The organism is Mycolicibacterium baixiangningiae (assembly GCF_016313185.1).
Lineage (GTDB): Bacteria > Actinomycetota > Actinomycetes > Mycobacteriales > Mycobacteriaceae > Mycobacterium > Mycobacterium baixiangningiae.
Genome location: NZ_CP066218.1, coordinates 4126070 through 4152407, shown reverse-complemented (window position 1 = coordinate 4152407; position 26338 = coordinate 4126070). Strand labels below are relative to the sequence as shown.

Here is a 26338-nt window from a genome sequence, read left to right as displayed (position 1 = left end):
CGGTTGAGTTCGTGTTCGACGGCCAGCAGGCGCGCCGGTGGGTGGTTGACGAGCTTATCGATGTAGCACACTGCGCGCGGGGGTCATGCCAACGTCGAGATCGTCCCTCGCGAAGGCAGCCCTTCCTTTGGGTTTCATATGAGATCAGCGCCGACAGGACACCGCCCCCTAGCGTTCGGGACACCGGCCGGTGAGACACGAAGGGGCACAGTATGACAACTGACGAGCCGCACGACGCGGCAGACGTGCCAGGCGTTCGGAGGCGTACCTTCATCGGTGCCTCGGTCGCGATCGGCGGTGCCCTGGGTGCGCTACCGCTGCTCAACGGCTGCGCCAGCGACCAGGACGGGGACCCGGCCGCCGCCCCGACGACGGTGCGGATGCGCATCAACGGTGAGGACCGCGAGCTCGAGGTCGACACGCGCACCTCTTTGCTCGACCTGCTTCGCGAACGTGCCGGGCTCACCGGCACCAAGAAGGGGTGCGACCAGGGTGCCTGCGGCGCGTGCACCATTCACCTCGACGGCGTACGCATCGTCTCCTGCCTCACGCTGGCTGTGATGCACGACGGCGCCGACATCACAACGATCGAGGGCTTGGAACGCGACGGCCTGCTGCACCCGCTGCAGCAGGCGTTCATCGACCACGACGCCCTGCAGTGCGGCTACTGCACGCCCGGCCAGATCCTGTCCGGGATCGCGTGCATCCGTGAAGGTCGGGCCGGGTCTCCCGCGGAGATCCGAGAGTCCATGAGCGGCAACCTCTGCCGGTGCGGTGCGTATGTCAATATCGTCGACGCGGTGGCCGCCGTCGCGCAGCGGGGGGTGTGACCGTGTACCCGTTCACCTTCGCCACCGCCGCTGACGAGCAAACGGCTCTCGACGCGGGCCGATCCGGCAGCCGCTATATCGCCGGCGGCACCACGCTGATCGACCTCATGCGCGAAACTGTCGAACGGCCCGCCTCGGTCGTCGACATCAACGCCCTGCCCTACCGCGACATCGACGCCGACCGGTACCGGCTGCGCATCGGCGCGCTGGTGCGCATGTCCGAACTCGCCGCCCACCCCGTCGTGCGGTCGGAGTACCCGGTCATCGCACAAGCGCTCAACCTCAGTGCCTCAGCACAACTGCGCAACATGGCGTCGATCGGCGGCAACCTCATGCAGCGACCGCGATGCCTGTACTTCCGCGACGTCACCTCCGCCTGCAACCGTCGTGAGCCAGGTAGCGGCTGCCCCGCGATCGGTGGGCGCAACCGCACGCACGCCATCCTCGGGACCAGCGAGCATTGTGTCGCCACCCACCCGTCGGACCTGGCGGTCGCGCTGGTCGCCCTGGACGCGCGAGTCATGCTGCGCCACAGCGCAGGTGAGCGCTCGGTGGCGCTCACGGAGTTCTTCCGCATGCCCGGCACATCCCCAGAGCGCGAGCACAACCTCGAACCCGGACAGATGATCGTCGCCGTCGAGGTCCCTGCCGCGCCGAGCGCACGCCGGTCTGGCTATCTGAAGGTACGCGACCGCGCGTCGTACGAATTCGCGATCACCTCGGCCGCGGTGGCGCTCGACATGCAAGGGACGACGATCCGCGCGGCGCGGGTGGCCGCGGGTGGGGTGGGCACAGTGCCGTGGCGGCTGCCCGCCGTCGAGCGTGCGCTGACCGGTCGGCCGGCCAACCCCGACGTGCTGCGCGCCGCCGCGGACATCGCCGCCGAGGGCAGCAAGCCCCTGTCGGAGAACGGTTTCAAGGTGGAGCTACTCAAGCGCACCGTTGCGCGCCAACTCGAGACGATCGCGGGCGCGCGATGACGGCGCCGTTGGCGTCTGGGGCGGCGGTCGGGCGGGCGGTGACTCGGGTGGACGGCCGCCTCAAGGTAACCGGGCAGGCGCGCTACGCGGCGGACGCCGAGGTTCCCGGTGTCCTGTTCGCGTCGCTGGTCGGTGCCACCGTGGCGCGGGGCACGGTCGATGCGGTCGACGGCGATGCCGCCCGACGGGCCCCTGACGTAGTCGATGTCATCAGTGATTTCGGCGGGCTCACGCTGCCGTACGACGCCAAACGGGTGGCGGCGTTCGGGCAGGCGGTGGCCGTCGTCGTCGCGGCGACGCTGGAAGCCGCGACCCACGCCGCGTCGTTGGTCACCGTCCGCTATGCGACGCAGCCGCCGCTGACAGACATTGATTCCCCCGATGCCGTGTTGGAGCTGCCCAGCGGCGAAGAGGATTACTCGCGGGGGGATCCCGACGGTGGACTGCGCAGCGCGGCCGTCGTCACCGACTTGCGGTACTCGATGGAGCGGCACAACCACAACCCGATGGAGATCAACGCCACCGTAGCGCGGTGGGAGGGTGACCGGCTCACTGTCTGGGACAAGGTGCAGTCCGTCAGCGGCGCGCAGCGGGAGTACGCGGAGGCCCTCGGCATCCCCGCCGAACGTGTGCACGTGATCTCGCCGTTCGTCGGCGGCGCGTTCGGCAACGCGGGCCGGGTGTTTCCGCACCAGCTGCTCACCGCGTATGTGGCGCGCCGGGTCGGTCGGCCGGTCAAGTTGATGCTGACGCGGCGACAGCTGTACGCGGTCACGGGGTATCGGCCGAGGAGTCGGCAGCGACTCGCGATTGGCGCCGACCGGTCGGGCCGCATTGCGGCGATTGTGCACGAGTGCAGAGTCGAGGTGTCCCGGTACGACCCCTACATCGACGACCTCACCGGGCCGGCCCGGTTCATGTATCAGGCCCCGGGCATGCGGTCGACGTTGCGGACCGTCGCGCTGGACGTCAACCCGGGCAACCAAATGCGCGGTCCGGGCCCGCTGTCGGGCAACTTCTCGTTGGAGTGCGCGATGGACGACCTCGCTTACCGGCTCGGGATTGATCCAATCGAGTTGCGGCTGCGCAACGAGCCGACGCGCCACCAGGAGAGGGACGTGGCGTTCACCACCAGGCGGCTCACCGAGTGTCTGCGCTCGGGTGCGGCGGCGTTCGGGTGGTCGCGACGCAACGCCGTTCCCGGTGCGGCGCGGGAGGACGGTCAACTCATCGGGATGGGTGTGGCGGCGGCCAGCTTCTCCACGATCGTCAGCCCGTGCGCCGCGTCGGCCCGGGTCCGCAACGACGGCGTCGTCGATATCGCCTGCGGTGCAAGTGATATCGGTCCGGGTACCTATACTGCCGTTACGCAGGTCGGTGCTGACGCCCTCGGCGTGGCGCTGCATCGCGTTCGTCTCACGCTGGGGGACAGCGCGCTACCCGAGGCGCCCGGTCAGACCGGCTCGCGGATCATGGCCAGTGCCGGATCGGCCGTCCAGAATGTCGGCCTGCTGCTGCGTGACCGATTTGTGCGGATGGCGGTCACCGACCCCGGGTCGCCGCTGAATGGGACACCGCCCGGGGAGGTCGACGTGGTCGCCGGGCGGATGGCGGTCCGAGGGGATCCGGCGCGCGCGGAGCGCTATGAAGATCTGCTGCGCCGCCGCCGGTTGGACCATTTGGCCGCCGAACAACCGTGGACGCCGGGGGATGGGGCGCAACGGTATTCGATAAGCGCATATGGTGCGGTGTTCGCCGAGGTGGCTGTGGACGAGTCGGTTGGAACCGTGGGGGTTCGGCGTATGTTCGCCACTTACGATGCGGGCCGCATCATCAACCCGTTGTTGGCGCGGAGTCAGGCCATCGGCGGTATGGTGATGGGCATCGGCGCTGCCCTGCTGGAGGCGACGCATCTCGACCACCGCGACGGGCGGATCGTCAACGCGAACATGGCCGATTACCTGGTGCCCATCAACGCCGATGTGCCCGAGTTGGATGCGGAGTACCTGCCGGGGGAGGACCTGATCGCCGACCCGCTCGGGGTCAAGGGCATCGGCGAATTGGTGATCGTCGGGATTCCCGCCGCGATCGGCAACGCCGTATTCAATGCGACCGGACGACGGGTCACCGACCTTCCGATAACGTTGGACAAAGTGCTCTGACCGCGCGTCAGCGGCGTCCTCTACCCACCCCACACGAAGGTCGCGACGTCTCTGGAAGCCGTTCCGCGAATAATGAAAGAAAGCCGTAGACCGGTAATGCCAGCGCCAAGGCTTCAGCCGTCGCCATTACGCTGCGTGCTGCGGTGCTCGGCCACCGTTCGGAACGGCGCGGCGAGATCGGCTCGGCTGGTCATGCGCTCGAACAGCCGTGGCGCTGCCATGGAAGCCACCGCAATCATCCTCGGCGCTCCTCGCATGACCAGGACGTCGGGCAGATCCTTCTCCACTGCTTCGACGACGGCGACACCCACCGCGTCGGCAGGCATGTCTCCGGCGGGTTTCGGTGCCACCACCCCGAATTCCTTCTGCATCGTCGCATACATCCCGTCCCCGGCCATGAACCCCGGGCAGATCACCGAGGCGCTCACGTTCCAACCTCGGTCCTGTGCCGTCATGCGAAGCGCGCGGGTGTACCCGACAAGACCGAATTTGGTTGCGCTGTAGGACTCCTGGTAGGCGGAGGCCACGAGCCCCGACATCGAGGACATATTAACGATGTGACCTCGGCCGCGGTCGAGCATTCCGGGTAGCGCAGTTCTGGTCAGCAGCATCGGTGCCAACAGGTTGACATCGGTCATGTCGCCGAGTTCATCGAGGTCCGCCTCCTCTGGCCGGCAGGCGGCTTCAATCCCAGCGTTGTTGACGAGCACGTCGATGCGTCCAGTCAGGTCAAGTGTCCGCTGCACCAGGGAGGCCGCCTGCCCGCGATCGCTGAGATCGACCACTACGGTCGATACGCTGACACCGGTGGCGGCGCGCACGCTGGCGGCGACGTCCTCGAGCCCACCCGAATTGCGCGCCGCCAGAACCACGTTCATTCCCCGGCCCGCCAACGCCAAGGCGATGTGGCGACCGAGTCCGCGGGACGCGCCCGTGATGAGCGCTACATCCCCATGATGAATCTTCATCAATCTCCTGACAGTCGGCTTTCCATGACTCCATGGCGCGGCATGTCACCGCGCCGGCTTTGGCCGCGTATGGACTATGAGCGGGAATCGAGGACCGGCATAGCTTTCGGTCGTGCTCGTCGCGTCTCAGCCCGGTGATCCAAGGAAACCCAGCAGCAGGATCGCGAATGCCACTAGCTGATCGAGCGTCCGAGAGCTCGCTGACGTGTCCGCTGGGATCGCTTCGTCGGTCCTACTCATCCATGGAGCCAACGATAATCGTCGGCGGCGCTATGTCGGTGGGTGTACTTGACCCACCTTTGTCGCGACAGTTCCTCGGCCCCTCGCGTATAAGCGGCTCGGCTCCGTCCTGTACACGTAGTTGAGGACGGGTTCGTGTGGTCGGGCCAGCGAGATTCGTCCGCCGCCACCGTTTCGAAACCCTTGACCGTAGCGCGCTTTCGCTCGCGCCACCTCGAAGGCGGCCGTCTCCAGCGCCTGGCGCGGTGCAGTTCACAGGTCATGTCCGGGCTCTTTCGCACCGATGGCGTCCTTGCCCTCTGCTCGGCCAACCTGACCCGAGATGCCCTCCGAGAGGGTCCAGACCACGGACTCGTCGTACAAAGCCGCCATCTCGTCGGCATTCCCGAACGCCAAGGCCAGCTTCTTCGCCATACACATCGCAGTTCTCATTTCTTCTTCGGTTATTGGTTGATCGTTCGGGCGCGACGTCCCGGCGGCGCGAGTTGATCGACCGACGGTTCCGGCGAGCGTTCGCCAATTGCCCTCCGGGAAACAGCAATTGGCGGCGGGCGCAAGTCACCTAGATGAGACGTTCGGTGATGAGGCTGTTCGGCAATTACGCCCGTGTTCTTCTCTTTGGGGGAGGCCGCGACGGTCGATGAGGTGATCACGGCTCGTTGGGCTTTCGCGCCGCGGGCGGCGCGCAGAACGCGCAGGGTGCCTTCGCGGCCCGGCACCGTGACGGCGCCGCCAGTGACGGCCTCAGGCCTGTGTCCAGAGGCGCAACGCCGCGGTCACGACGGCTGCTGCGACCACGGCCGGAAGAAAGGGCACCCTCAGCCAGAAGAGCACTGCGGCGGTCGCAACGCCGGCGAGTGGTGCTCCGATGACGAGCTGTCGGTCCTCTACCGCCACCCCGGTTGCGATGAGGCCGGCGAGCAGCGCCGCCGGCAGGAGGTCGGCGGTGCGGCGGACGGGTCCGCTCTTCACGAAATTCCCCGGAATGAAGTATCCGATGATCTTGAAGAGGAGACATGCCAACGACGCGAGCACCAGGATCCACCACAGACTCATTTCTCGGGCCTGCTCCCACCGAACAGGTTCATCGTGCCGACGAGGATGGCGATGACCACAGTGAGCAGTACCGGAACTCCGGTGGGAACCCACGGCGCCGCAGCAACCGCCACCGCGGCGGAGACGAGCGCGACCATCAGAGCCTTCCGTTGCTTGAGTTGCGGCCACAGCAGTCCGAGGAATGCGGCCGGCGCGGCCGCGTCCAAGCCGAGTGCCCGTACGTCGCCGATTGCCTGACCCAGCAGCGCGCCGAACAACGAACTGATGTTCCAGACGACGAACGTGCCAATCCCGGTGACCCAGAATCCCAGACGCGTCAACGGTACCGTCGGCTGTGCCGTTGCCACGGCAGTGGATTCGTCGATGGTCAGGTGCGCGGCGGCTAGGCGTCTCCACCGAGCGGGCCGAATAATCGGTGCGAGCGTCACCGCATAGAACATATTGCGTACGCCCAACAACGCTGCGTTCGCGATCGCCGGTCCTCCCGCGGCGGTTCCACCCGCCGCGATGATCCCCACCAGCGCGAACTGAGAGCCGCCGGTGAACATGACCACACTCAGGAAGCACGTCTGCCAGACGTCCAGTCCGGCTGCGACCGCGACCGCACCGTAGGGGATCCCGTAGGTGGCCACGGTGAACGCCACCAGTAAGCCCTTAGCCCGTACCCGCGCAGGATCATTGTCAGCGGGCATCGCTCGGCTCATGCAGATAGTCCTTTCGCCACATTCCGGCCGACCCGGACCTCGGACCCGTTTAGAACGACCGTTGTGCTCGCTGCACGGGGACACTGCCAGTGTTGGCCATCGTGTGAAAAGGCTAAATCTCCAGCATTATTCGCGGTACCTGATCGAGCGATCCAAGAGCTCGCTGACGTGCCCGCTGGGATCGCTTCGTCGGTCCTACTCCGTCAATGGAGCCAACGATAATCGTCGGCGGCGCTATGTCGGTGGGTGTACTTGACCCACCTTTGTCGCCACAGTTCCTCGGCCCCTCGCGTATAAGCGGCTCGGCTCCGTCCTGTACACGTAGTTGAGGACGGGTTCGCGTGGGTCGGCCAGCGGGACTCGTCCGCCACCGTTTCGAAACCCACGACCGTAACGCGTTTTCACTCGCGGAATCTCGACAAGGCGGCGGGGCCTGGTACGGGCAGTCATAGGACCACGAAGCCCTGGCAGAACCCATTCGGGCCGGCACATGATGGGATTGTGACATCCGCCCCCGCGAATGATCCGATCCAGGCCGCCACCAGGGGAGCCATGACCGTCCGCGACCGAATGAGGATGGCGCAGTGAATCAGAACCGAAAGGTGGCAAGCATCATCACCATCACGAACATGCTCGGCGGGATCTTGGCCACCGCCGAGGGCGTCGCTTTCAATCCCGTCGGGACACCGACGCCACGGGTCGGGAGTTGAGCGCGACAGCGGTTTTCCTGCACGGTGTTCCGGAGACAAGTGTGGTCTGGAACGGCCTGCGCGAGCGCCTCGCGGACGATGGGGTGGAAACGGTGGCGCTCGACCTCCCGGGCTTCGGCTCCCCGCGTCCCGCGGGTTTCGGTGCGACGAAGGACGAGTATGCGGCATGGCTTGCGGAGACGCTGCGCAATGTCGGGGGGCCGGTAGACGTGGTCGGGCACGATTGGGGTGCCGGAATCGTCCTTCGGACAGTGACGGCGTTCGACGTGCCGGTGCGCAGCTGGGTCGTAGACTGCGGCTCTGTATTTCATCCCAACTATCAGTGGCACGAGATGGCGCAGGTGTGGCGGACACCCGGTCGCGGTGAAGAGTGGATAGCAGCCTTCGTAGCCAGCGATCCTTCCAATGCCGCGGCGCCGGGTGAACCTGGCTGGCTGAAGAGCGCCTTCTTGACGTTGTGCCCGAATGCGGCTGACAGATCGAAACTCAACGCAAGCATTGACACCACGATGGGCGGCTGCATCCTCGACCTCTACCGGTCGGCGACGCCCAACATCCATGCTGACTGGGCCACGGAGCTGTCCCGACCCTCGCAAATACCCGGGCTGGTTCTGCGGGGAACTGCCGACGAATCAGATGATCCGGCCGCTTCCGTGGAAGTCGCCGCCCGGCTGGGTGCTCGAACCGCCGAGCTGGACGGCCTTGGCCACTGGTGGATGATGGAGGATCCGGAGGCGACTGCGATGACGTTGTGTTCCTTCTGGGAATCACTCTGACGACGTCGGCGCCGGCGCGGTACCGCAATCTGTAGCGCATGGATGGCCGACAGCTTCGTCGCTCAGGCCAGACATCCGATCACTGCTGCTCGTTTAACAGGTCTGCCACCAGAATTCGTTGGTGACGATGACAGAAATACACAAGCCAACGGCGATTTGACAGGACTGGACAAGATGAACGACTTCGACGACCGGATCGCCCGCGTGAACGCCACTTTGAGAGATGAAATCGGACCGACGAAGGTGCACTTCGCCGGTCCAGGGTATGAGGACGCGCGGCAACGCATCTACAACGCCGGAATCGACTTCGCTCCTCGGCTGGTCGTGACGCCTGAAAGGACTGCTGACGTCCGCGCTGCGGTGCTCGCGACGGTCAAGCACGATGTGGAACTCTCTGTGCTCGGCGGCGGTAATGACTGGTCCGGGCGCTCGGTACGGGGGGATGTCGTCATCGACTTGACGCGAATGCAGCAGGTTCTGATCGACGGGGATGTTGCGATCGTTGGCGGAGGAGCCACGCTCGCGCAACTCGCTGACGTCGCCGAGCAGTACGGACTAGCAGCAGCCACGGGGTCGATGGGACGCGTCGGTGTTGTTGGCCTGACACTCGGCGGCGGCTACGGACCTCTCACCGGACGAATTGGAATGGCGCTGGACAACCTGCTCGGCGCAGAGGTCGTACTGGCCGATGGTCGTGTGGTGTCGACGGATGCGGACAACGAACCCGATCTCTTTTGGGCGCTGCGCGGCGGCGGCGGCAACTTCGGTGTGGTCACGACGATGCGGGTTCAGCTGCATCCCATCCCGTCGGTGTCAGCCGGGACGATCGCATTCCCGCTGGATCAAGCCCCTGATGTTCTCCGTCGGTACGGCGCGCTGGTCGAGCAGTTCCCAGACGAGCTCACCGAAACGTTGGGCTTTCAGCAGAGCCCGGATGGCGGTGTGCTGCTCGTCATACTGCACGCCTGGAGCGGTCCTGAGTCCGAGGACGCACGCGTACGAGACTTCGTGGCCGGACTTGGTGATCCCGTGCTGGTACAGGTGCAGCGACAATCCCCGGCGCAGATGCTGCGAGAGGTGGACACGCTGCTGACGGTCGCTAGGTCGAAACTGGTGTGTCGCACCGTCACCGTGCCAGAACTGAGCACCGAGGCCATCCGGATCATGGTCGAGGCAATGAAGGAACGGCCATCTCCGCTGAGTTACATTGGCATGCATCCGTTTCACGGCGCACCAGAGCGTATCCCCCTAGAATCGACTGCCTTCGGTATCCGGCAACGTCACGTCCTGATCGGGTTCTTTGCGATGTGGGAAGACGGCGACGACGCTGAAAATCGCGCGTGGGCCGACGCGAACGTGGCCGCGTTGAGCGCGCACGCGCTTGAGAGCGCCTATCCCAATTACTTCGGCGACGACCGCCCCGAGCAGGCGGCGGTGGCGTACGGCCCGAATGCTGGCCGGCTGCTACGCCTGAAGACGCGATACGACCCGAACAGCGTCTTCCGGGCAATATCACTGCAGTGAGGCCGAGCGTGACAGCCCTCGACTTATTGGTTCGCGTGAACTTGCCGGTGAGGACGCCATCACTGAGCGGTCCCCACGGAACAACTCCGAGTCCCAACTCCCTTGCCATCGGCATCAATTCGCCCTCGACAGTTCGATCCCGCAGCGAATACATACCGGGTTTGCAGGATCTGCGAATCGTCGATTCCACGCACGAGCGCAAGGCGTTGATGGCTGAACTGTCCGATGCCTTCACGCTGAATGCTGGCCAGATCGCCACCACGTCGTTCGCGGCGATCGTGACAGGTGTCGGCGGGCTACTGACTCTCGAATCAGTGCTCGGTCTTTGGGGTGAACGCGCTCATCGAAAGTTCCCGGGTGTGCTCGCCGGAATTCCAAACCTGATGGCGGGGTCAGTGTGTCGGTTGGCGAGTGCCGGTGGCGGCTCGGCGGTGGGTGTCCGTGGTGGTCGCGTAGGCGGTAGGACTCCCGTCGAGGTTGATGACCCACGGATCGGTGTACGTTCAAATTCGTGAGTAGCGACGATCTAGTGCAGCACATCGTGTTGGGTGACGTCGAGGTCATCCGTGTCATTGAATGGCATGAGCCGTTCTTGCCGACAAATGAGTTTCTCCCAGAGGTTGCCGCCGAGGTGTGGACGCGCAACGCGAACTGGCTGGCTCCTGACCACTGGCAGCCCGAATCTGACCGGATGGTCATCGCGCTCCAGTCGTGGGTACTGCGAAGCGGCGGCCGCACTATCCTGGTTGACACGGGCGCGGGAAGTGGGCGCGCGCGACCGGGAATGGCGCCCTGGTTTGACCAGCGTGAGAGCGATCTGCTGGCGGTACTCGCTGAAGCCGGTGTTGAACCGGGAGACGTCGACGTAGTTGTCAATACGCATCTGCACGTCGATCACGTAGGCGGGAACACCGTCGACGCAGGCGGCGAGTGGGTGCCCGCATTTCCCAACGCCGAGTACCTGATTCCCGCCGCCGACGACGCCCACTATGGTCCAACCAATGCGAGCGGAGAAGGGTTGGGAGAGGTCGACCGGCTCGTCTATGAGGACAGTATCGCCCCGATCCACGAGGCGGGACAGGCCGTGCTGTGGGAAGGGCTGTACACCATCGACGAACACCTCACCTTGGAATCGGCACCCGGCCACACGCCCGGTGCGTCGGTTCTCAGGCTCGCATCTGGGAGTGATCGGGCTGTGTTCTCCGGAGATGTATTGCATAGCCCGGTGCAGATTCTCGATCCCTGTTGCAGCAGCGCTTACTGCTATGCGCCGCAGCAAGCGGCTGACAGTCGCCGTCGCATACTGGAGCGGGCCGCCGATGAACGCGAGTTGCTCATCCCCGGGCACTTCGGTGGTGCAGGCGCACTGGAAGTCAGGCGGAGCAATGGCGAATTTGCCCTCGGCCAGTGGGCTAACTTCAGCCCGGGGTCGGCGAAAAGCGGAACCACCTAAGCGAACACCGCCGATGCGGCGGTCCGCCGGTCCTCGGTCACGCGCCCGTGGACGGCCTGAGTCATCCGGTCGGACGTCCGAGGCGACCACATCCCGAAGGTCGAGCGTTTACAGCTGGCTCAGCTCTGCCCCTCCGCCTGCCGACAGTGCGGCCAGAAGGCGCAGTGATCCATCAGCCGTAGCGTGTCAGGCCGTCGCCGCGGCTGGCCGCGGCGACGGCTGCGTCGGTGTTTCGTCGAGCCGGAGGAGCCCGTAAAGGCGGTACACAACGCCGGTTCGGGGCCACACCGCGCCGACCCAGATCGCTACTGCGGCAAGCGGTGCGCCGATGAACCACCCTGTGAGGTGGATGAGCACACTGGCCACGATCGCAGACAGCAGGCAAACCCCGAAGACCGTGCTCAGCATCGCGGCCAGCAGGGCTAGCGCGCCGGGCTGGTCGACGCCGTCGGAACGGAAGCCCTCCCGCATCGAGTCGAGCATCACCCACAACATGACGACGACGATGACGCTCATGCCGGCCAACGTCAGCGCCACCGGTGAGGTGAGCCAACGTCCTATCCTGTCCAGTGCCTCACCGAAGGACGGATCAGCCGGCCACGAATGGAAGGTTTCTTGATCAGCGGAGAAGAAGCGCTGGTAGCCGCGACCGTCCCAGCCGTGAACCAGCACGAAGAACATGGCGAAGTATCCGAGACAGACTTGCAGGACGGCCGCATAGTGGTGTCCGGCGAGGATGAGTCGTTCGGCGACCCAATAACCGAGAAGTCCCTGAGTGACGTTGGTGATGGCGAACATCGTCACCAGCCAAGCCGGTATCGAAGCGTGGTCGGTGGCGACTTGCATCGTCTCCCAATCGGGGAACGCCCACAATAGGTATATCCCGCTGGCAGCGAACAGCACCGCGCAATACAGCAGGGTGACGGCTCGATGCGGTGAGCTGAACCGCGCCCAGCGGTTGGGCGCTGGGCCGGACGCGGATGCGTGGCGACCGGCGCGAGTGATTTGACGGGTGGCCGCGACGGCGAACCCTGCGCCGATCGCGTACGACCAGAAGACATCTACTTGGACCATTCGGTTACCTCCAGATGTGGTTGGCCCTCGTCAGATTGGGTTGGGCCCGACTAAGGCGGGGCAGAGCGCAACATCTTCGTGCCGCTTGGCTGGTGGAATCTGTCGGCTGTCCCATTGGACTGGAAGGCAGAGGGACTCGAGGAGCCTGAGACAGCGAGCCGATTCAGTCAGGTGCAGGTCGGGATAAGCCGCATACAGGGCTTGCGGCGCGATCGCGCCTTCGATGCGAGCCAGGCCGATGTTCACCAATCCCCCTCCTCGAAGCGATCCTGGCGGCGATCACGCAGTAAAGATACGCGTGAGACGTTAAGACAATCAATGTCTCAAGTGCTTCGCTGTTACGCTAACGCGAGTTGCCGGCTAGGGCAAGGAGAATTGGTGCCATCGACACGTACAGCGGACTTCGTGCGGCGACTCGCCGACCCCGATCCGGCTGTCCTGGCCCGCATTCGCGAGACCGACGCGATCACCACCCGCATCCTGGATGCCACTCTTGAGCAGGCTGAACTCGTCGGAGTGCGGCGCACCACCATGGAGGACGTGGCCCGCCGAAGCGGCGTGGGTCGGGCCACGCTCTACCGCCGGTTTCCCACCAAGGACGTTCTCATCGACGCTGTGGTGCTCGCCGAAGCGCACCGGTACCTCGACGGGATCGCCCAAGCGCGCGCGCACGCCGCCACGCTCGAGGACCGCCTGGTGTACGGCACCGTCTTCACCGTGACGTTTCTGCGCGAACACACCCTGCTGAAGAAAGTGTTACGTACCGAGCCAGAAACGATTCTGCCAAGCCTGACCATCGACGCCGGTGCCATTCTCGACTTCGCGATCGACTACACGGCCGAGCAATTACGTACCGACCTCTACGGAAAGGAACGCACAACCGCCGCCCAGGACCGCCACCTGAGAACCGCCGCCGAGTTGCACACGCGACTCACGCTGTCGTTCATCGTCACCCCACATACCGGCATCAAACTCGCGACACTCGATGACACCCGGGCATATGTACGCACCTACCTGCTGCCGATGATCACCACACCGCAGTGAAACCGCTGCGCCGTCAGCCTCGGCCGTCGGGCTGATCGTTGTTCTTCTGCGCCCCCCAACCGTGCACCCGGTCGATCTCGATCAACGCGCTGACGCGCGGGCGCTCCCGGTCGGGGTACGGCTTGCCCTGATAGTGCTGCGACAGCGCATCGATGTCGGCGAGGCCGTCGTCGTCGTACATCTCGGTGACGTGGCCGATGAGGGTGAGGTGGGTGTACCAATCGGTGCCGTCGATGACCGTGAGTGACACGCGCGGCTCGTTGCGCATGTGCGCCAAGCGCTTCCGGGCGACGTCCATGTTGACCAGCACGCGGTCGTCGTCTCGTAGGAGGTACCAGGTGGCAGCGGATACCGGTTGTCCGTCGGATCGGACGGTGCAGATGACGGCGGGATTCGGATTCGACAGCATCTTCTTGGCGTCGTCGGTCAGCTTTGGTGATGTCATGTGAAGGGGATGCCCGAACCGCCGTGGCCTCAACCGGCCGGGTCCCGGTTCACCAACCGCCGATCCAGCCCTCGAAGATCGCCTCGGGTTCGTCCTCGGGGCGCTGCGAGCGGCCGACGAGGAAGTCGAAATCGCACCCCTGGTGAGCCTGCAGCACGTGTTCGCCGTACATGGCGGCGTAGCCCCGTTCGTGGCGGGCTCGTTCAGGCACCAACTGGGCTCGGCGCTCGGATAATTCAGGGTCCGACACGAGCACGTCCAGGGTGCCGCGGCGGGCGTCGAGGGCGATGACGTCCCCGTCGCGCACCAACGCGAGCGGGCCGCCCACAGCTGATTCCGGGCTGACGTGCAGTACGCAGGTGCCGTACGCGGTGCCGCTCATCCGGGCATCGGAGATCCGGACCATGTCGGTCACGCCCTGCTTGAGCAGCTTGCTGGGAATCGGCAGCTGACCCCACTCGGGCATGCCCGGGGCGCCCCGCGGCCCCGCCGACCGCAGCACCAGCACGGAATCGGCCGTGACCTCGAGGTCGGGGTCGTCGAACCGGCGCATCAGATCCTTCATGTCCTCGAATACCACCGCAGGCCCGCGGTGGACGAGCAGCTCGGGGGTGGCCGCGCTGCACTTGATCACCGCCCCGTTGGGAGCGAGGTTGCCGCGCACCACCGCAAGTCCGCCCGGTGGCTGGAACGGCTGGCTCACCGGCGCGATGACGGACGCATCGGTCGCCGCGGCGGTGGGCAGGTTGTCGGCGACGGTCTTGCCGGTGACGGTGAGGGCGTCGGTGTGCAGCAGCGACTCGACCGACTTCATCACCGCCGGGATCCCGCCGGCATGGAAGACCTGCTCGACGAGATGCTCCCCGGCCGGGCGCACATTGACCACCAGCGGGGTACGCGCCGACAGTTCGTGGAACCGGTCCAGCGACAACGGCACGCCGACGCGGCCCGCGATCGCCAGTAGATGCACGATAGCGTTGGTCGATCCGCCGACAGCCAGCATCAGCGTGATCGCGTTGTCGAAGGCCTCGGCGGTCATCACCTGCGACGGGCGCAGCCGCTCTAGGGCCAACCCGACGGCACGGGCCCCGATCTCCTCGGCGACCTGCATCCGGCGCGAGTCCATGGCCGGCACCGCGGCACTCCCGGGCAGGGTCATGCCGAGACCCTCCACGATGGTGGCCATCGTGGACGCCGTCCCCATCTCCGGGCAGTGTCCCCGTGACGGTCCGGCCGCCGCCTCCAACCGCCCGTACTCGGCCATCGACATGCGCCCGGCCCGGACGTCGTCGATGTACTCCCACAGGTCGGTGCCCACCCCGAGCTGCTTGCCGTTGAACACGGCGGGGGCGGCCGGTCCGCCGGTCAGCGCTATGGCGGGAATGTCCGCGCTGGCCGCCCCCATCAGCTGCGCGGGCACCGTCTTGTCGCACCCACCGAGCAGGACGACGGCGTCGAACGGGTAGGCCCGGATCGACTCCTCGACGTCCATCGCCATCAGGTTGCGGAACAGCATGGTGGTCGGCTTCATCAGCTGTTCGCCCAGCGACATGGTCGGGAACTCCAGCGGGAACCCGCCCGCCGCCAGCACCCCGCGGCGCACCGAGTCGGCCAGACCGCGAAAGTGCATGTTGCAGTTGACTACTTCGGACCACGAGTTGCAGATCCCGACGATCGGACGACCCTCGAACGCCATCCGTGAGAACCCCGACGCCCGCATCGCCGAGCGGTGCACGAAGCCGGGAACGTCGTTACCCGCGAACCACTTCGCGCTTCTGAGTTGGGATGAATCTGATGCCACGGCTTCTGCTCCTCGCCGGCTCAGCGGACTCTGGCGGCGTACGCGGTGACCTTGCGCAGCGCGGGTTGGCGTGCGGCGCGGTAGCCGACCCAGCGGCCGGGTTTCGTGGCCATCAGGGTGCCGACCAGCCGCTGCTGCCACGGAACCTTCCGCCTGCCGGCCGGGGCCCTCGGCGCAGAGACGGGTGCGGCGACGCCCGCCGCGTCGGCGAGGGCTACCTTGGCGGCGTTGTGACCGTTGGCCCCCATCACACCACCGCCGGGATGCGTACCGGAACCGCACAGGTAGTAATTGCGCACGGGCGTGCGGTAATTCGACAGTTCCGGAATGGGCCGCGCCCCGAACAGCTGGTCGAGCATCATGCTGCCGTGGAAGATGTTCCCATCGGTGATGAGGTACTCGTCGTTGAGGTCATCGGGCGTGATGATCACGCGGTCGAGGATGTGCTCGCGCAGGTTGGGAGCGTAGGTGAACAGGTCCTCGAGCACGAGGTCGGCCCACTTCTGCTTCTCCGCCGCCCAGGTGGTCCCGGCCAGCTCGGACGGGAGCTGCTGGATCCCCAACGTCATCGTGTGCAGGCCCGCCGGCGCCAGCGAGTCGTCGGTCACCGACTGCGTGACGGCCTCGATGACGAAGGTGCTCGGGAACGTCCCTCGCCGCTGCGCTTCGTAGGCCTCCTCGAAGGCCTCCCGGCTGGGCCCGAGCAGCTGATGCCCGTGATGCTGCGGGCCCTCCGATGCGTCGGCGAACGGGAGATACTGCGGCAGTTCGTCGATCAGAAGGTGGATGCGGGCCATCGAACCGCGGGTGTCGATCGCCTCGACGTCGCGAACGAGCTTGGCCGGCAGCACGCCCGGTTCGACGAGTTTGAGCAGCGACCGTTTGGGGTCGGCGTTGGAGAACACCTGCCCGGCGGTGATGACGGTGCCGTCCGCCAGGCGCACCCCGGTGGCCGTTCCGCGTTCCACGACCACCGTGTCGACGGGAGTCGAGGTGCGGATCGTCGCGCCGTGATGACGCGCGCCTGCGGCCAGCGCCTCGCTGATGGCCCCCATCCCGCCGCGGGCCATGCCGAACTGCCCGAAGTTGCCGTTGAACTCGCCCCAGGAATGGTGGCCGTAAGTGTAGGCCGTTCCGGGCGACGACGGACCGCCGAAGATCGAGACCATCCCGAAGAACGTCAGCATGCTCTTGATGCGCTCGTCCTCGAAGTACCGGTCGAGCAGATCACGCACCGAGAGCAGGGTGAACTCGTTGAACAGCGTCTGTTCGCCTGCCGCCTCGAACGCCGCGAAAACCTCCGACCGCTGCGGCGGGGGAGTCAGCAGGTACGGGGTGACGAGTCCCGCGAAACGCTGCAACCGCATGCCGAAGTCGAGGAACGCCTGGGCGTCGCTCTTGTTGATCTTCTCCAGTTCGCGCAGTGTCCGGTCGGTCTCCTTCCACATCGTGAACGAGGTGCCGTCACGAAACAGGCTGAATGACAACGCATCACCCTGGTACAGCTCCAGACCGAACCTGGCCAGCTCGAGTTCGTCGATGATCTCGGGCCGCAGCAGTCCGGCGATGAACGCGCACGACGACCACTTGCTGCCGGGGATCAGCTCCTCGGTGACGCAGGCGCCGCCGACCACGTTGCGGGCCTCGAGAACCAGCACCCGCTTTCCCGCGCGGGCCAGGTAGTTGGCGGTGACCAGGCCGTTGTGACCCGCGCCGATGATGACGGCGTCGTAGTCGGGTGTCTCGCTCATGTCAGATCTCCTGTGGCATGGGTGATTTGCGGGTCAGCAGCGTGGTGACGCTGCCTGGTTCGACGAGTTCGTCGAACCGCTCGACCACGGGTTTGAGTTCCGGTGCGGTGTCGCGGACGCGTTCCCACTCCGGCCACGACGTCACCGTCATGATCTCGACGACGTCGGTGCCGGACGGGCTCTCGGTCAGATAGACGTCGAAACCCAGCACGACGTCGAAGGCCAAACACCTGGGCCGGTCGAGCTCGGCCGAGAATCGTTCGAACTGCTGGGAGCTGACACCAGGCCGCAACCGGAACGTGTTGATGGCACTGACCGCCATGTCAGGCGCTCGCGTGGTTGATCATCACGTGCTTGATCTCGGTGTACTCCTCGAGCGCGTACACCGACATGTCCTTGCCGTTGCCCGATTGCTTGAAACCGCCGTGCGGCATCTCGGGCGTCACCGGGGAGTGGTCGTTGACCCAGACCGTCCCGAACTGCAGTTCACTGGATGTCACCATGGCGCGTCCGACATCGCGGGTGAACACCGACGCAGCCAGGCCGTATTCGGTGTCGTTGGCCCAGGCGACGACGTCGTCGCTGTCGCTGAAGCGCGTCACCGAAGTGACGGGCCCGAATACTTCGGCACTGATGATCTCGTCGTCTTGCCGGGCGCCGACCACGACGGTGGGGGCGGTGTAGAAACCGGTTCCGGGATTGTCACCCTGAATCAGCTCGGTGTGTCCGGTGGCCTTCGCGCGTGCGACGAAGCCTTCGACCCGGTCCCGGTGCGCGGCGGTGATCACTGGCCCCATCACGGTGGCCTCGTCGGCGAGGTCGCCGAGATTCAGTTCCTTGACGGCCTTCTCGAGCCCGGACAGCAGGTCGTCGTGTACCGAGTCGTGAACGTAGAGCCGCGAGGCCGCCATGCAGTCCTGGCCGGCATTGCCGAACGCACCCTGCATGATCTTCTCGACCGCGAGTGCCACATCGGCGTCGGGGTACACCAGCACCGGTGCCTTTCCGCCGAGTTCGAGGTGCAGTCGCTTGAGGTTGGAATCAGCCGATGCCCGCAACAGTGACCGGCCGGTTTCGACGGAACCGGTCAGTGACGACATCCGTACCAACGGGTGCGACACCAGGCGTGCACCAACGTCCTCGCCGTCACCGGTGACGATGTTCAGTACGCCTGAGGGAAAAAGGTCCTGCGCCAGCTCGGCGAGCCGCAGTACAGAGAACGGTGTGTGCTCGGAGGGCTTCAGCACCAGCGTATTTCCGGTCAGAAGCGCCGGGGAGATCTTCCAGATCGCCATCAACAGCGGAAAGTTCCAGGGGGCGACCGAACCGACGACGCCGAGGGGGTCCCGACGGATGATGCTGGTCGAGCCGCTGACGAATTCGCCTGCGGCACGACCCTCCAGGGTGCGCGCGGCGCCGGCGAAGAACCGGAGGTGGTCGGGGATCATCTCCATCTCCTCGAGCGCCGCGGTGATGGGCTTGCCGGCGTTGCGCGATTCGATCTCGGCGAGGGTGCGAGCGTCGTCTTCGATGCGGTCGGCCAGCTCGAGAAAGGCGCGGGCACGCTCGCCGACCGGCGTGCGTGCCCAGTCTCCGAATGCGGCGTGCGCGGCGGCCACTGCGCGATCGACGTCGGCGACACCGCCGCGGGCGATCTCGGCGAAGACCTCGCCGGTGGCGGGGGCGGGCACCTGATCGACGGCGCCGTCGGCCGCGTCGGTCCAGCTGCCTTCGATGAACATCTTGCTGTGGAAGGTCATGGTCTCTCCTGGTTCGTGGGTGTGGGTCGGTCCGGTTCGGGATGGGTGGGTCGGTGCCGCGTCAGCGGCCGGCGGGCTCCGCTGGCTGCCATGGTCAGCAGGTTGCGGACCTCCTCCTTCGAGATGGGTTGTTGCGCAATGGACATGTGCACCATGAGGCCTTCGATGACGACGTCGACCAATCGTGCGGTGGTGCGGTCGAAGTGCTCGGCCAGGGCGTCCTCGGCGCGTTCCATCCACCGTTGGGTCAGACGCCTGGTCTCGGGCCGGCGCACCGCGTCCCCGTACAACTCGTAGGTCACGGCGAGTTCATGGGGATGTCCCACGAGGTCGTCGGTGATAGCCGAGGCGATGCACTCGATGACGTCGTCGCCGTTGTGGCAGTTCGCCAGTCGCGCCTCGAAGCGGCCGGCCAACGTCTCCACGTGCGACTCGAACGCCCGGTGGACGATGTCGTCGAGGGTGGCGAAGTGGTAGGTGATCGACCCCAGTGGCACATCGGCGGCGGTGCCGATGGCGCGGTGGGTGATGCCTGCGACGCCGTCGCGGGCGAGCACCTCGAGGGCCGATGCCACGATGCGTTCCTTTCTGTCCGGGTCGTGTCGGCGCGGCCGCCGTGGTGTGTCCGTCATGCCCGCTCCTGAGCGTTGAGAACATTTGTACGCATCGCGATGAGGACAAATGTACGTAACGGCGGGTGATCGCGCGCGGCGAATCGTGAAATGCGGTGGGCTATCCCGTCTCGGCCGACTCACGTTCGTTGAGCGCCTGTCCGACGAGGGCGTACTTCGCCGGGGATGCCAACTTCAGGTAGACGCCGTACACCACGCCGGCCAGCAGGGCGAGGAACACCAGCGACACCATCAGGACCGCCATGGCGCCATGGACACCGAGCAGGATGTCGAGGCTGTCGAGGGTCAGGACGAAGAACGCGCCGAGGCCGACGATCGCGAGGATCGGGGCGACCACGGTGTTCCAGAGCCGCGTGTCGACGCCGGACCTGCGGAAGAACACGAAGATCGCGATGCCCGCGATGAGCTGGGACAGGATGACGCCGATGGTGCCGATGCCGGTGGCCCACGTGAACAACGTGGCGAAGGGATCCTGGCCGAACACCGCGAACAGCGCGATGACGATGCCGACGGTGACGCTCTGGACGATCGCGGCGACCCAGGGTGTCCGGCGGCCCGGCAGCGTCCACCCCAGCGGTTTCCACACCAACCCCTGCCTGCCGAGCGAGAACAGGTACCGGGACACGTTGTTGTGGAAGGTGACGATGGCCGCGAACGTCGCCGTCACGATCAGCACCTGGAAGACGAGCGAGATGTTGTGGCCGATGATGGTGTCACTGGCCGCGAAGATGAAGTTTCCGCCGGTCTCGGCGGCGATGCCGACCACCCGGTCGATGCCCAGTGCATTGACGATGAGCCAACCCGACACCGCGTAGAGCACACCCATGAAGGCGATGGACAGATACGTCGCGCGCGGGATGGTGCGGACGGGGTCGCGCGCTTCCTCGCCGTAGATCGCCGATCCCTCGAACCCGATGAAGGACGCATGCGCGAACATCAGCGCCACCCCCAACGCCCCGCTGAGCACGACGCTGGGGGCGAACGGCTCGAGAGAGAAGTCAGACACCGGTTCGGCGTCACCGACGAGGCTGAACGCGCTCAGAACGGTGATCATGGTGACCTCCAGCGTCATGAACACGCCGAGCACCTTCGCCCCGGAGTGCACGCCCTGCAGGCCGAGTCCCAGGCACAGCACCAAGGCTCCGAATGCATATACCCACCAGGGGATCTCGAGGCCGATCCGCGGGTTGATCAACTCTGATGCGTAGTAGCCGAAGCCGCCGTAGAGCCCCGCCTGAATGGCGTTGTAGGCGAAGATCGCCAGGAACGCCGACCCGAGCCCGGGTATGCGACCGAGCCCCAGCGTCACGTAGGCGTAGAACGCGCCGGCATTGGTGACATGGCGGCTCATCGCGACGTATCCGACCGCGAAGATCATCAGCACGACCGCCGCGATCACGAACGCTCCCGGCATGCCGACGCCGTTGCCCGCGCCGATGATTATGGGGTACAACGCCACCACGACGGTCAGCGGTGAGGCCGCGGCGATGATGTAGAAGAAGATGCTCGGCACGCCGAGGCTGTTCTCCTTGAGGCCGTGATTGCGTCGGCCGGTGCGCGGCGACGGGTCAGGCGGTGGGGACGTACCCGGCGTAGGCGCCGAAGGCGTCGCGACGGGCCGCCGCGGCGGTGAGGACTGAGTGACGTTGTCCATGATCGTTCATCTCTCGTGGTCTGTGTGCATGACAGTGCGTGGTGCCTGGCCTCCGGTCAACTCGACGCGTGATGGTCGGTGAACCGGGGTGGGGGAGCGGTTTCTCACCTCCTCATGTCGAGAGCGAGGTCGACGAGCAGGTCCTCCTGGCCGCCGACCATCGCCCGGCGGCCTGCTTCGACCAGCAGATCGCGGGTCTCGATGCCGACCTCGTCGGCGATGCGTTCGGCGTGCAGGAGGAAGCTGGAGTAAACACCGGCGAAGCCGAGGGTCAGCGTCTCGCGGTCGACACGGACCGGTCGCTGCTGCAACGGCCGGACGATGTCGTCGGCGGCGTCCATCAGCGCGTACAGATCGCACCCGTGCCGCCATCCGTTGAGTTCTGCGACGGCGATGAAGGCTTCCAACGGGCAGTTGCCCGCACCGGCGCCCAGACCGGCGAGCGAGGCGTCCACCCGGTGCGCGCCCTCCTCGACCGCGACCAGCGAGTTGGCCACTCCCAGGGCGAGATTGTGGTGGGCGTGCACGCCGATCGTCGTCGTCGGCGCCAGCGCGTCGCGGTAGGCGCGCACCCGGTCGCGCACGCCGGTCATGGTGAGCCGGCCACCGGAATCGGTGACGTAGACGCATTCGGCGCCGGCGTCCTCCATGATCTTCGCCTGCCCGGCCAGCAGGTCCGGTGGGCACAGGTGCGACATCATGAGGAATCCGGCGACGTCGAGTCCGAGGGCCCGCGCGGTGCCGATGTGCTGAGCGGCGATGTCGGCCTCGGTGCAGTGGGTGGCGACCCGCACCGACGTCACCCCCAGTTCGGCAGCCGCCCGCAGATCGTCCAGCGTGCCGATTCCCGGGATGAGAAGCGTTGTCAGCCGGGCATTCCGGACGACCTCGGCCGCGGCGGCGATCCAGTCGGAGTCGCCGTGGGCGCCGGCGCCGTAGGTGAGACTGCCGCCTGCCAGCCCGTCGCCGTGCGCGACCTCGATGGCCGATACGCCCGCCGTGTCGAGCGCACTGGCGATGCGCCGCACGTCGCTGAGGGTGAACGAATGGCCGACCGCGTGCATACCGTCGCGCAGCGTCACGTCCTGGACGTACACGGCAGTGGTCACCGGACGACCTCCGGGGTGAGCGTGACGCGCCGTTCGGTGACGCGCCGTTCGGTGACGAGGTGTTCGGCGACCCGCACGGCGGAGGCGGTCATGATGTCGAGGTTGCCCGCGTACGCCGGCAGGTAGTCGGCGGCGCCCTTCACCTCCAGGAAGACCGTCACCTGAAGCAGATCGGCGTGCCGGCCGGCCTCTCCGGCCAGCCTGCGCCGCCGATCTCCGGCCGGGACCCGCGACGACCGGATCTTTTGAGCCAGTCGGTAACCCGGCACATAGCGGGCCACCTCGGCGACCATGTCGGTGACCGCCGAGGCGATCACCGCCTCGTCGGTCGCAGAGACCAGCGCGGCCACGGTGTCGCGCATGAGCATCGGTGGCTCGGCGGGATTGAGCACGATGATCGCCTTGCCTCGGGCGGCCCCACCCACGCTCTCGATGGCGCGCGCCGTGGTCGTGGTGAATTCATCGATGTTGGCGCGCGTGCCCGGTCCCGCCGAGCGCGACGAGATGGCCGCGACGATCTCGGCGTAGTGCACGTCGGTGACGCCTGCCAGCGCCGCGACGACCGGGATGGTGGCCTGGCCGCCGCACGTCACCATGTTGAGGTTGCGGTGGCCGGCGAGCCGGGACATGTTGACCGCGGGTACGACGAAGGGTCCGATCGCGGCGGGGGTGAGGTCGACGACCGACCGGCCGGAGGCCGCGAGCTTCGCATCGTTGACCAGGTGGGCACCGGCGCTGGTGGCATCGAAGACCACCTCAACGCCCTCGAAGGCGTCGAGGTCGAGCAGCCCGTCGACGCCGCCGGCGGTGACCGCCACCCCGTGTGCGGCGGCCCTGGCGAGGCCGTCGCTGGCGGGATCGATGCCGGCCACGGCGGCGACCTGGAGCACCTCCGACCGGAGCAGTTTCATCATCAGATCGGTGCCGATGTTGCCCGAACCGATGATGGCGGCCCGATGACGTTGTGTCACTTCATCCTCCGTCGTGCCGCGGGTGTCAGTTGGTGAGGGCGTGCGCCGCGGCGCGGGGTGCCGGGGAGACCGCGACGTCGGGGGAGTTGGTCTCGACGAGTTCGTTGAGGATCGCGGCGTGGCGGACCTTGTGGCGGACGAGTTCTTCGTGGAACTCGGGCCGGACCCAGCCGTTGTACATCACGGCCTCCGACTCGCCGGGCTCGACTTTGAAGTACACCGGGCCCGCCACGCGGGCGATGTCGCCGGCCTCCCACAGCCGGTTCATCCCACCGAACGACTCGAAGGTCTCGGCCCAGACGTCGAGCGGGATGTCGATCGAGCGCCGGATGGCGGCGAGCATCGGCCGGGAGAGATCGCCGACAGGGTTGACGCTGTCGGCGCCGAGGTTCTGCAGGATGCGGATCGAGGCCGGGTTGGCGTGACCGGCGTAGACCGAGATCTTGAACTTGGCGTCGGCGGGGATCTGGCCGGCGTCGCGTGCCTTGTTCAGGATGTCGAGGACTCCTTCGTCCCACACCAGCACCCCGCGGATGCCGGTGGAGAAGATGCGCAGGTAGTCGTCGAGCAGGTACCGGACGTTGTCGAGGCCTCGCACGCGCCGTCCGCCGGCTTGGCCCTCGGTGCTCAACGCCTGGCGGCCGAGATCCCAGCCGGTGCGGGGCCCCGGGACGGCGATGAGTTCGATGCCGCGCTCGGCCGCGAGCGCGGCGACGTCGCTGAGCTCCCTGGTGGTGAGCAACGTGGTGCCTCCGCCGAACGCGATGACCCGATGGATGAAGACACCCTGCTTGTCGGCTTCGTCGAGCATCGCCTCCATCGTCGAAAGACGTTCCACGCCAGAGATTTCGAGACGGTACTTACCGCCGTCGTCGAACGCCTTGCTCGACGGGGTGAGGGCGTAGTCGTCGGCCGTCAGGAGGTTTTGGGAGGCCAGGATGCTGGCTCCGTCGACCTTGGAGGTACGGCTGTCGGCTGCGGTGGGCATTGCGTCTCCTTCGGAACGGACAGCGCGTGAGTCCGTATTTCACTGAGTGATATCTAACTGCGCTGGATGAAAACCTAAGGCGCTGCGCATCCACTGTCAACAGGAAGCGGCGCACCAATCGGCCATCGACGGGCAATCGCTGGGTGCTGGTAACCTTCACTGAGTGAAAACAGCAGCGGGATCGGAGAAATCCTCCAGCCTGATCGGCGTCGAACGCACGGCCAGGATCCTCTCGGCGGTGGCCGAGTCCGAGGTCGGCAATCTCACCGAAATCGCAAGGCGCACAGGGCTGAACGAGGCGACCGTGCTGAGGTACCTGAACAGCCTGTCCGCGCTGGGCTACGTCGAACGCTTCAACGCCAACCAGTACCGCCTGGGCTGGGAGATCTTCCGGCTGGGCCAGCGGGCCTTCACCAGCCAGGTCCCCTCCGAGGTGGTGATCCCGACCATGGAGCGTCTGGTGGACGAGTTCAACGAGACGGTGAACTTCGCCGCGCACAAGGATCGCAGCGTGGTCATCCTCGACGTCGTCGAGGGCAGACGCGCGGTGAAGAAGGTCAGCGACGTCGGCCAGACCGACCCCTGGCACGCCTCCGCGCTGGGCAAGGCCCTGCTGGCGACGATGCCCGACAGCGTCTGGCGTGACATCGTCGCCTCCGCGGGGCTGCCGGAGCTGACCGCGCACACCATCACGTCGATGAAGAAGATGGCGGCCGAGATCAAGGACATCCGCGAACACGGCTTCGCGGTGGACCGTGAGGAGGCGGCTGAGGAACTCACGTGCGTCGCCGCGGCGGTGCCCACCCCCAACGGCGAGCCTTCACGTTATGCGCTGAGCATCAGTTTCCTGACCCACCGGTTGACCCCGGAAAGCCTGGCGCACGCCGGCACCAAGGTTATCGCGGGTGCTCGCGAAATCGCGGCCAAACTCCTGTGACGTCCCGGCTCGACGGTAAGGCCGTCGTGGTCACCGGCGCCACCTCCGGAATCGGTTGGGCGACGGCGGTGCGATTACATGCCGACGGCGCCAACGTCCTGGTGACCGGCCGGGATGTGGGACGCGGTGCGGCGCTGACCCGGACGCTGGGCGACCGGGTCCACTTCGTCGCCGCCGACGTCACCGATCCGAACGCCGCGAGCGCGGTGCTCGCAGCGTGCGTCGAGGCGTTCGGCGCCGTCGACGGGCTGGTCAACAACGCGGCGCTCGACCACGCTTCGGCGTTCGAGGATGCGTCGATGGACGATGTCCGAACGGTGTTCGAGGTCAACACCTTCGGGGTCATCGCCATGACGCAGGCCGCCGCCCGGGCCATGTCGCGACACGGTGGGTCGATCGTCAACGTGACGTCCCGGTTGGCATTTGCCGGCGTTCCCACGATGGCCGTGTACGCCGCCTCCAAGGGTGCGGTCCACGCGCTCACCCTGGCGACCGCCGTCGAGTTCGCGCCGAGGGGCATCCGGGTGAACGAGGTTGCGCCGGGGATGACGAAGACCCCGCTGTTCGACGCGTGGCTGGCCGGCTCGCCCGACCCCGCTCGGACCGAGCGCGAGGTCGTGTCGCAGATCCCGTCGGGACGGTTGGCGCTGCCCGAAGACGTCGCCGCCGCGGTCGTCTACCTGCTATCTGACGACGCCCGGTACGTCACCGGTACCACCATTCGCGTCGACGGCGGCTACACCGCCCGCTAATGGGTGCTGGAAGTGGC

Annotated in this window: 26 protein-coding genes; 11 read left to right on the top strand and 15 right to left on the bottom strand. The window is 66.4% G+C overall.

The window, feature by feature from the left end; all coding sequences use genetic code 11:
• The first annotated feature begins 212 nt into the window (after positions 1–212).
• Genes I7X18_RS19640 through I7X18_RS19630 form a run of 3 tightly spaced genes read left to right on the top strand, consistent with a single transcriptional unit; the run spans position 213 to position 3972 of the window.
• Positions 213–830, top strand: coding sequence for a (2Fe-2S)-binding protein (locus tag I7X18_RS19640; RefSeq protein WP_193043692.1), 618 nt, complete (start codon positions 213–215; stop codon positions 828–830).
• 2 nt (positions 831–832) lie between these two features.
• Positions 833–1810, top strand: coding sequence for an FAD binding domain-containing protein (locus I7X18_RS19635; RefSeq protein WP_193043691.1), 978 nt, complete (start codon positions 833–835; stop codon positions 1808–1810).
• Positions 1807–3972 carry a xanthine dehydrogenase family protein molybdopterin-binding subunit gene (locus I7X18_RS19630; RefSeq protein WP_193043690.1) on the top strand — a complete coding sequence of 722 codons (2166 nt, stop codon included), beginning with the start codon at positions 1807–1809 and terminating at the stop codon, positions 3970–3972. The genes I7X18_RS19635 and I7X18_RS19630 overlap by 4 nt, the downstream gene beginning before the upstream one ends.
• A 113-nt stretch (positions 3973–4085) precedes the next feature.
• Here I7X18_RS19630 and I7X18_RS19625 read toward each other — a convergent pair whose 3' ends face one another.
• From I7X18_RS19625 to I7X18_RS19610, 4 genes are all read right to left on the bottom strand, one after another.
• On the bottom strand, positions 4086–4940 hold the full coding sequence (locus I7X18_RS19625; protein ID WP_198730466.1) for an SDR family NAD(P)-dependent oxidoreductase: 855 nt from the start codon (positions 4938–4940) through the stop codon (positions 4086–4088).
• 492 nt (positions 4941–5432) lie between these two features.
• Positions 5433–5612: a nuclear transport factor 2-like protein gene (locus I7X18_RS19620; RefSeq protein WP_193043688.1), complete on the bottom strand. Its 180-nt coding sequence runs from the start codon at positions 5610–5612 to the stop codon at positions 5433–5435.
• Between the two features lie 312 nt (positions 5613–5924).
• Positions 5925–6236, bottom strand: a complete 312-nt coding sequence (locus I7X18_RS19615) for an AzlD domain-containing protein (RefSeq protein WP_193043687.1) — start codon at positions 6234–6236, stop codon at positions 5925–5927.
• Positions 6233–6928, bottom strand: coding sequence for an AzlC family ABC transporter permease (locus I7X18_RS19610; RefSeq protein WP_193043686.1), 696 nt, complete (start codon positions 6926–6928; stop codon positions 6233–6235). Before I7X18_RS19610 ends, I7X18_RS19615 begins: the two co-directional genes overlap by 4 nt.
• 596 nt (positions 6929–7524) lie before the next feature.
• Here I7X18_RS19610 and I7X18_RS29870 point away from each other — a divergent pair.
• From I7X18_RS29870 to I7X18_RS19590, 5 genes are read left to right on the top strand one after another with little or no spacing between them, the layout of a single operon-like run.
• Positions 7525–7650, top strand: a complete 126-nt coding sequence (locus tag I7X18_RS29870) for a hypothetical protein (RefSeq protein WP_264295955.1) — start codon at positions 7525–7527, stop codon at positions 7648–7650.
• Between the two features lie 41 nt (positions 7651–7691).
• Complete coding sequence (locus tag I7X18_RS19605) at positions 7692–8426, top strand: alpha/beta fold hydrolase (protein WP_198730465.1); 735 nt, start codon at positions 7692–7694, stop codon at positions 8424–8426.
• Between the two features lie 42 nt (positions 8427–8468).
• On the top strand, positions 8469–9950 hold the full coding sequence (locus I7X18_RS19600) for an FAD-binding oxidoreductase (RefSeq protein ID WP_193043684.1): 1482 nt from the start codon (positions 8469–8471) through the stop codon (positions 9948–9950).
• Between the two features lie 8 nt (positions 9951–9958).
• A complete protein-coding gene (locus I7X18_RS19595) occupies positions 9959–10465 on the top strand; it encodes an LOG family protein (protein ID WP_198730464.1) in 507 nt (168 codons plus the stop codon).
• Positions 10462–11403 (top strand): MBL fold metallo-hydrolase, encoded by a 942-nt coding sequence (locus tag I7X18_RS19590; protein WP_193043683.1) that lies wholly within the window; start codon positions 10462–10464, stop codon positions 11401–11403. Before I7X18_RS19595 ends, I7X18_RS19590 begins: the two co-directional genes overlap by 4 nt.
• Positions 11404–11589: 186 nt before the next feature.
• Here the strand turns inward: I7X18_RS19590 and I7X18_RS19585 are convergent, their stop codons facing one another.
• Positions 11590–12477 (bottom strand): hypothetical protein, encoded by an 888-nt coding sequence (locus I7X18_RS19585; RefSeq protein WP_198730463.1) that lies wholly within the window; start codon positions 12475–12477, stop codon positions 11590–11592.
• A gap of 378 nt (positions 12478–12855) precedes the next feature.
• Here I7X18_RS19585 and I7X18_RS19580 point away from each other — a divergent pair, with 378 nt between their 5' ends.
• Positions 12856–13521, top strand: a complete 666-nt coding sequence (locus I7X18_RS19580; RefSeq protein WP_193043681.1) for a TetR/AcrR family transcriptional regulator — start codon at positions 12856–12858, stop codon at positions 13519–13521.
• Between the two features lie 13 nt (positions 13522–13534).
• Here the strand turns inward: I7X18_RS19580 and I7X18_RS19575 are convergent, their stop codons facing one another.
• The 10 genes from I7X18_RS19575 to I7X18_RS19530 all read right to left on the bottom strand — a co-directional run bounded on the left by I7X18_RS19575 (position 13535) and on the right by I7X18_RS19530 (position 24632).
• Positions 13535–13966 (bottom strand): TIGR03618 family F420-dependent PPOX class oxidoreductase, encoded by a 432-nt coding sequence (locus tag I7X18_RS19575; protein WP_193043680.1) that lies wholly within the window; start codon positions 13964–13966, stop codon positions 13535–13537.
• 49 nt (positions 13967–14015) lie between these two features.
• Positions 14016–15767: an IlvD/Edd family dehydratase gene (locus I7X18_RS19570; protein ID WP_193043679.1), complete on the bottom strand. Its 1752-nt coding sequence runs from the start codon at positions 15765–15767 to the stop codon at positions 14016–14018.
• A gap of 20 nt (positions 15768–15787) precedes the next feature.
• The gene (locus I7X18_RS19565; protein ID WP_193043678.1) at positions 15788–17518 is read right to left on the bottom strand and encodes a phytoene desaturase family protein; all 1731 of its coding nucleotides are present in this window, start codon (positions 17516–17518) and stop codon (positions 15788–15790) included.
• Between the two features lies 1 nt (position 17519).
• Positions 17520–17840: a RedY/HapK family protein gene (locus I7X18_RS19560; protein WP_193043677.1), complete on the bottom strand. Its 321-nt coding sequence runs from the start codon at positions 17838–17840 to the stop codon at positions 17520–17522.
• Position 17841: 1 nt separating this feature from the next.
• Complete coding sequence (locus I7X18_RS19555; protein WP_193043676.1) at positions 17842–19278, bottom strand: aminobutyraldehyde dehydrogenase; 1437 nt, start codon at positions 19276–19278, stop codon at positions 17842–17844.
• On the bottom strand, positions 19275–19910 hold the full coding sequence (locus I7X18_RS19550) for a TetR/AcrR family transcriptional regulator (protein WP_193043675.1): 636 nt from the start codon (positions 19908–19910) through the stop codon (positions 19275–19277). Before I7X18_RS19550 ends, I7X18_RS19555 begins: the two co-directional genes overlap by 4 nt.
• Positions 19911–20010: 100 nt before the next feature.
• Positions 20011–21564 carry an APC family permease gene (locus I7X18_RS19545; protein WP_193043674.1) on the bottom strand — a complete coding sequence of 518 codons (1554 nt, stop codon included), beginning with the start codon at positions 21562–21564 and terminating at the stop codon, positions 20011–20013.
• A 104-nt stretch (positions 21565–21668) separates the two neighbouring features.
• Complete coding sequence (gene dmpG / locus I7X18_RS19540; RefSeq protein WP_193043673.1) at positions 21669–22673, bottom strand: 4-hydroxy-2-oxovalerate aldolase; 1005 nt, start codon at positions 22671–22673, stop codon at positions 21669–21671.
• Positions 22670–23587: an acetaldehyde dehydrogenase (acetylating) gene (locus I7X18_RS19535; protein ID WP_232375513.1), complete on the bottom strand. Its 918-nt coding sequence runs from the start codon at positions 23585–23587 to the stop codon at positions 22670–22672. Before I7X18_RS19535 ends, dmpG begins: the two co-directional genes overlap by 4 nt.
• An 82-nt stretch (positions 23588–23669) precedes the next feature.
• Positions 23670–24632, bottom strand: coding sequence for a hypothetical protein (locus tag I7X18_RS19530; RefSeq protein ID WP_193043671.1), 963 nt, complete (start codon positions 24630–24632; stop codon positions 23670–23672).
• A 163-nt stretch (positions 24633–24795) separates the two neighbouring features.
• Between I7X18_RS19530 and I7X18_RS19525 the strand changes: the two genes are divergently transcribed.
• Both I7X18_RS19525 and I7X18_RS19520 read left to right on the top strand, forming a co-directional pair.
• Positions 24796–25569: an IclR family transcriptional regulator gene (locus tag I7X18_RS19525; RefSeq protein ID WP_193043670.1), complete on the top strand. Its 774-nt coding sequence runs from the start codon at positions 24796–24798 to the stop codon at positions 25567–25569.
• Entirely contained in the window at positions 25566–26321 is a 756-nt protein-coding gene (locus I7X18_RS19520; protein ID WP_193043669.1) for an SDR family NAD(P)-dependent oxidoreductase, read from the top strand. Before I7X18_RS19525 ends, I7X18_RS19520 begins: the two co-directional genes overlap by 4 nt.
• The last annotated feature ends 17 nt before the right edge of the window (positions 26322–26338 follow it).

Coding starts and splice junctions, on each gene's coding strand:
- I7X18_RS19610 (WP_193043686.1), bottom strand. CDS start 6,928: ATGCCCGCTGACAATGATCCTGCGCGGGTACGGGCTAAGGGCTTACTG.
- I7X18_RS19550 (WP_193043675.1), bottom strand. CDS start 19,910: ATGACGGACACACCACGGCGGCCGCGCCGACACGACCCGGACAGAAAG.
- I7X18_RS19640 (WP_193043692.1), top strand. CDS start 213: ATGACAACTGACGAGCCGCACGACGCGGCAGACGTGCCAGGCGTTCGG.
- I7X18_RS19630 (WP_193043690.1), top strand. CDS start 1,807: ATGACGGCGCCGTTGGCGTCTGGGGCGGCGGTCGGGCGGGCGGTGACT.
- I7X18_RS19535 (WP_232375513.1), bottom strand. CDS start 23,587: ATGATGAAACTGCTCCGGTCGGAGGTGCTCCAGGTCGCCGCCGTGGCC.
- I7X18_RS19530 (WP_193043671.1), bottom strand. CDS start 24,632: ATGCCCACCGCAGCCGACAGCCGTACCTCCAAGGTCGACGGAGCCAGC.
- I7X18_RS19585 (WP_198730463.1), bottom strand. CDS start 12,477: ATGGTCCAAGTAGATGTCTTCTGGTCGTACGCGATCGGCGCAGGGTTC.
- I7X18_RS19620 (WP_193043688.1), bottom strand. CDS start 5,612: ATGAGAACTGCGATGTGTATGGCGAAGAAGCTGGCCTTGGCGTTCGGG.
- I7X18_RS19600 (WP_193043684.1), top strand. CDS start 8,469: ATGGCCGACAGCTTCGTCGCTCAGGCCAGACATCCGATCACTGCTGCT.
- I7X18_RS19545 (WP_193043674.1), bottom strand. CDS start 21,564: ATGGACAACGTCACTCAGTCCTCACCGCCGCGGCGGCCCGTCGCGACG.
- I7X18_RS19625 (WP_198730466.1), bottom strand. CDS start 4,940: ATGAAGATTCATCATGGGGATGTAGCGCTCATCACGGGCGCGTCCCGC.
- I7X18_RS19575 (WP_193043680.1), bottom strand. CDS start 13,966: ATGACATCACCAAAGCTGACCGACGACGCCAAGAAGATGCTGTCGAAT.
- I7X18_RS19560 (WP_193043677.1), bottom strand. CDS start 17,840: ATGGCGGTCAGTGCCATCAACACGTTCCGGTTGCGGCCTGGTGTCAGC.
- I7X18_RS19555 (WP_193043676.1), bottom strand. CDS start 19,278: ATGACCTTCCACAGCAAGATGTTCATCGAAGGCAGCTGGACCGACGCG.
- I7X18_RS19615 (WP_193043687.1), bottom strand. CDS start 6,236: ATGAGTCTGTGGTGGATCCTGGTGCTCGCGTCGTTGGCATGTCTCCTC.
- I7X18_RS19565 (WP_193043678.1), bottom strand. CDS start 17,518: ATGAGCGAGACACCCGACTACGACGCCGTCATCATCGGCGCGGGTCAC.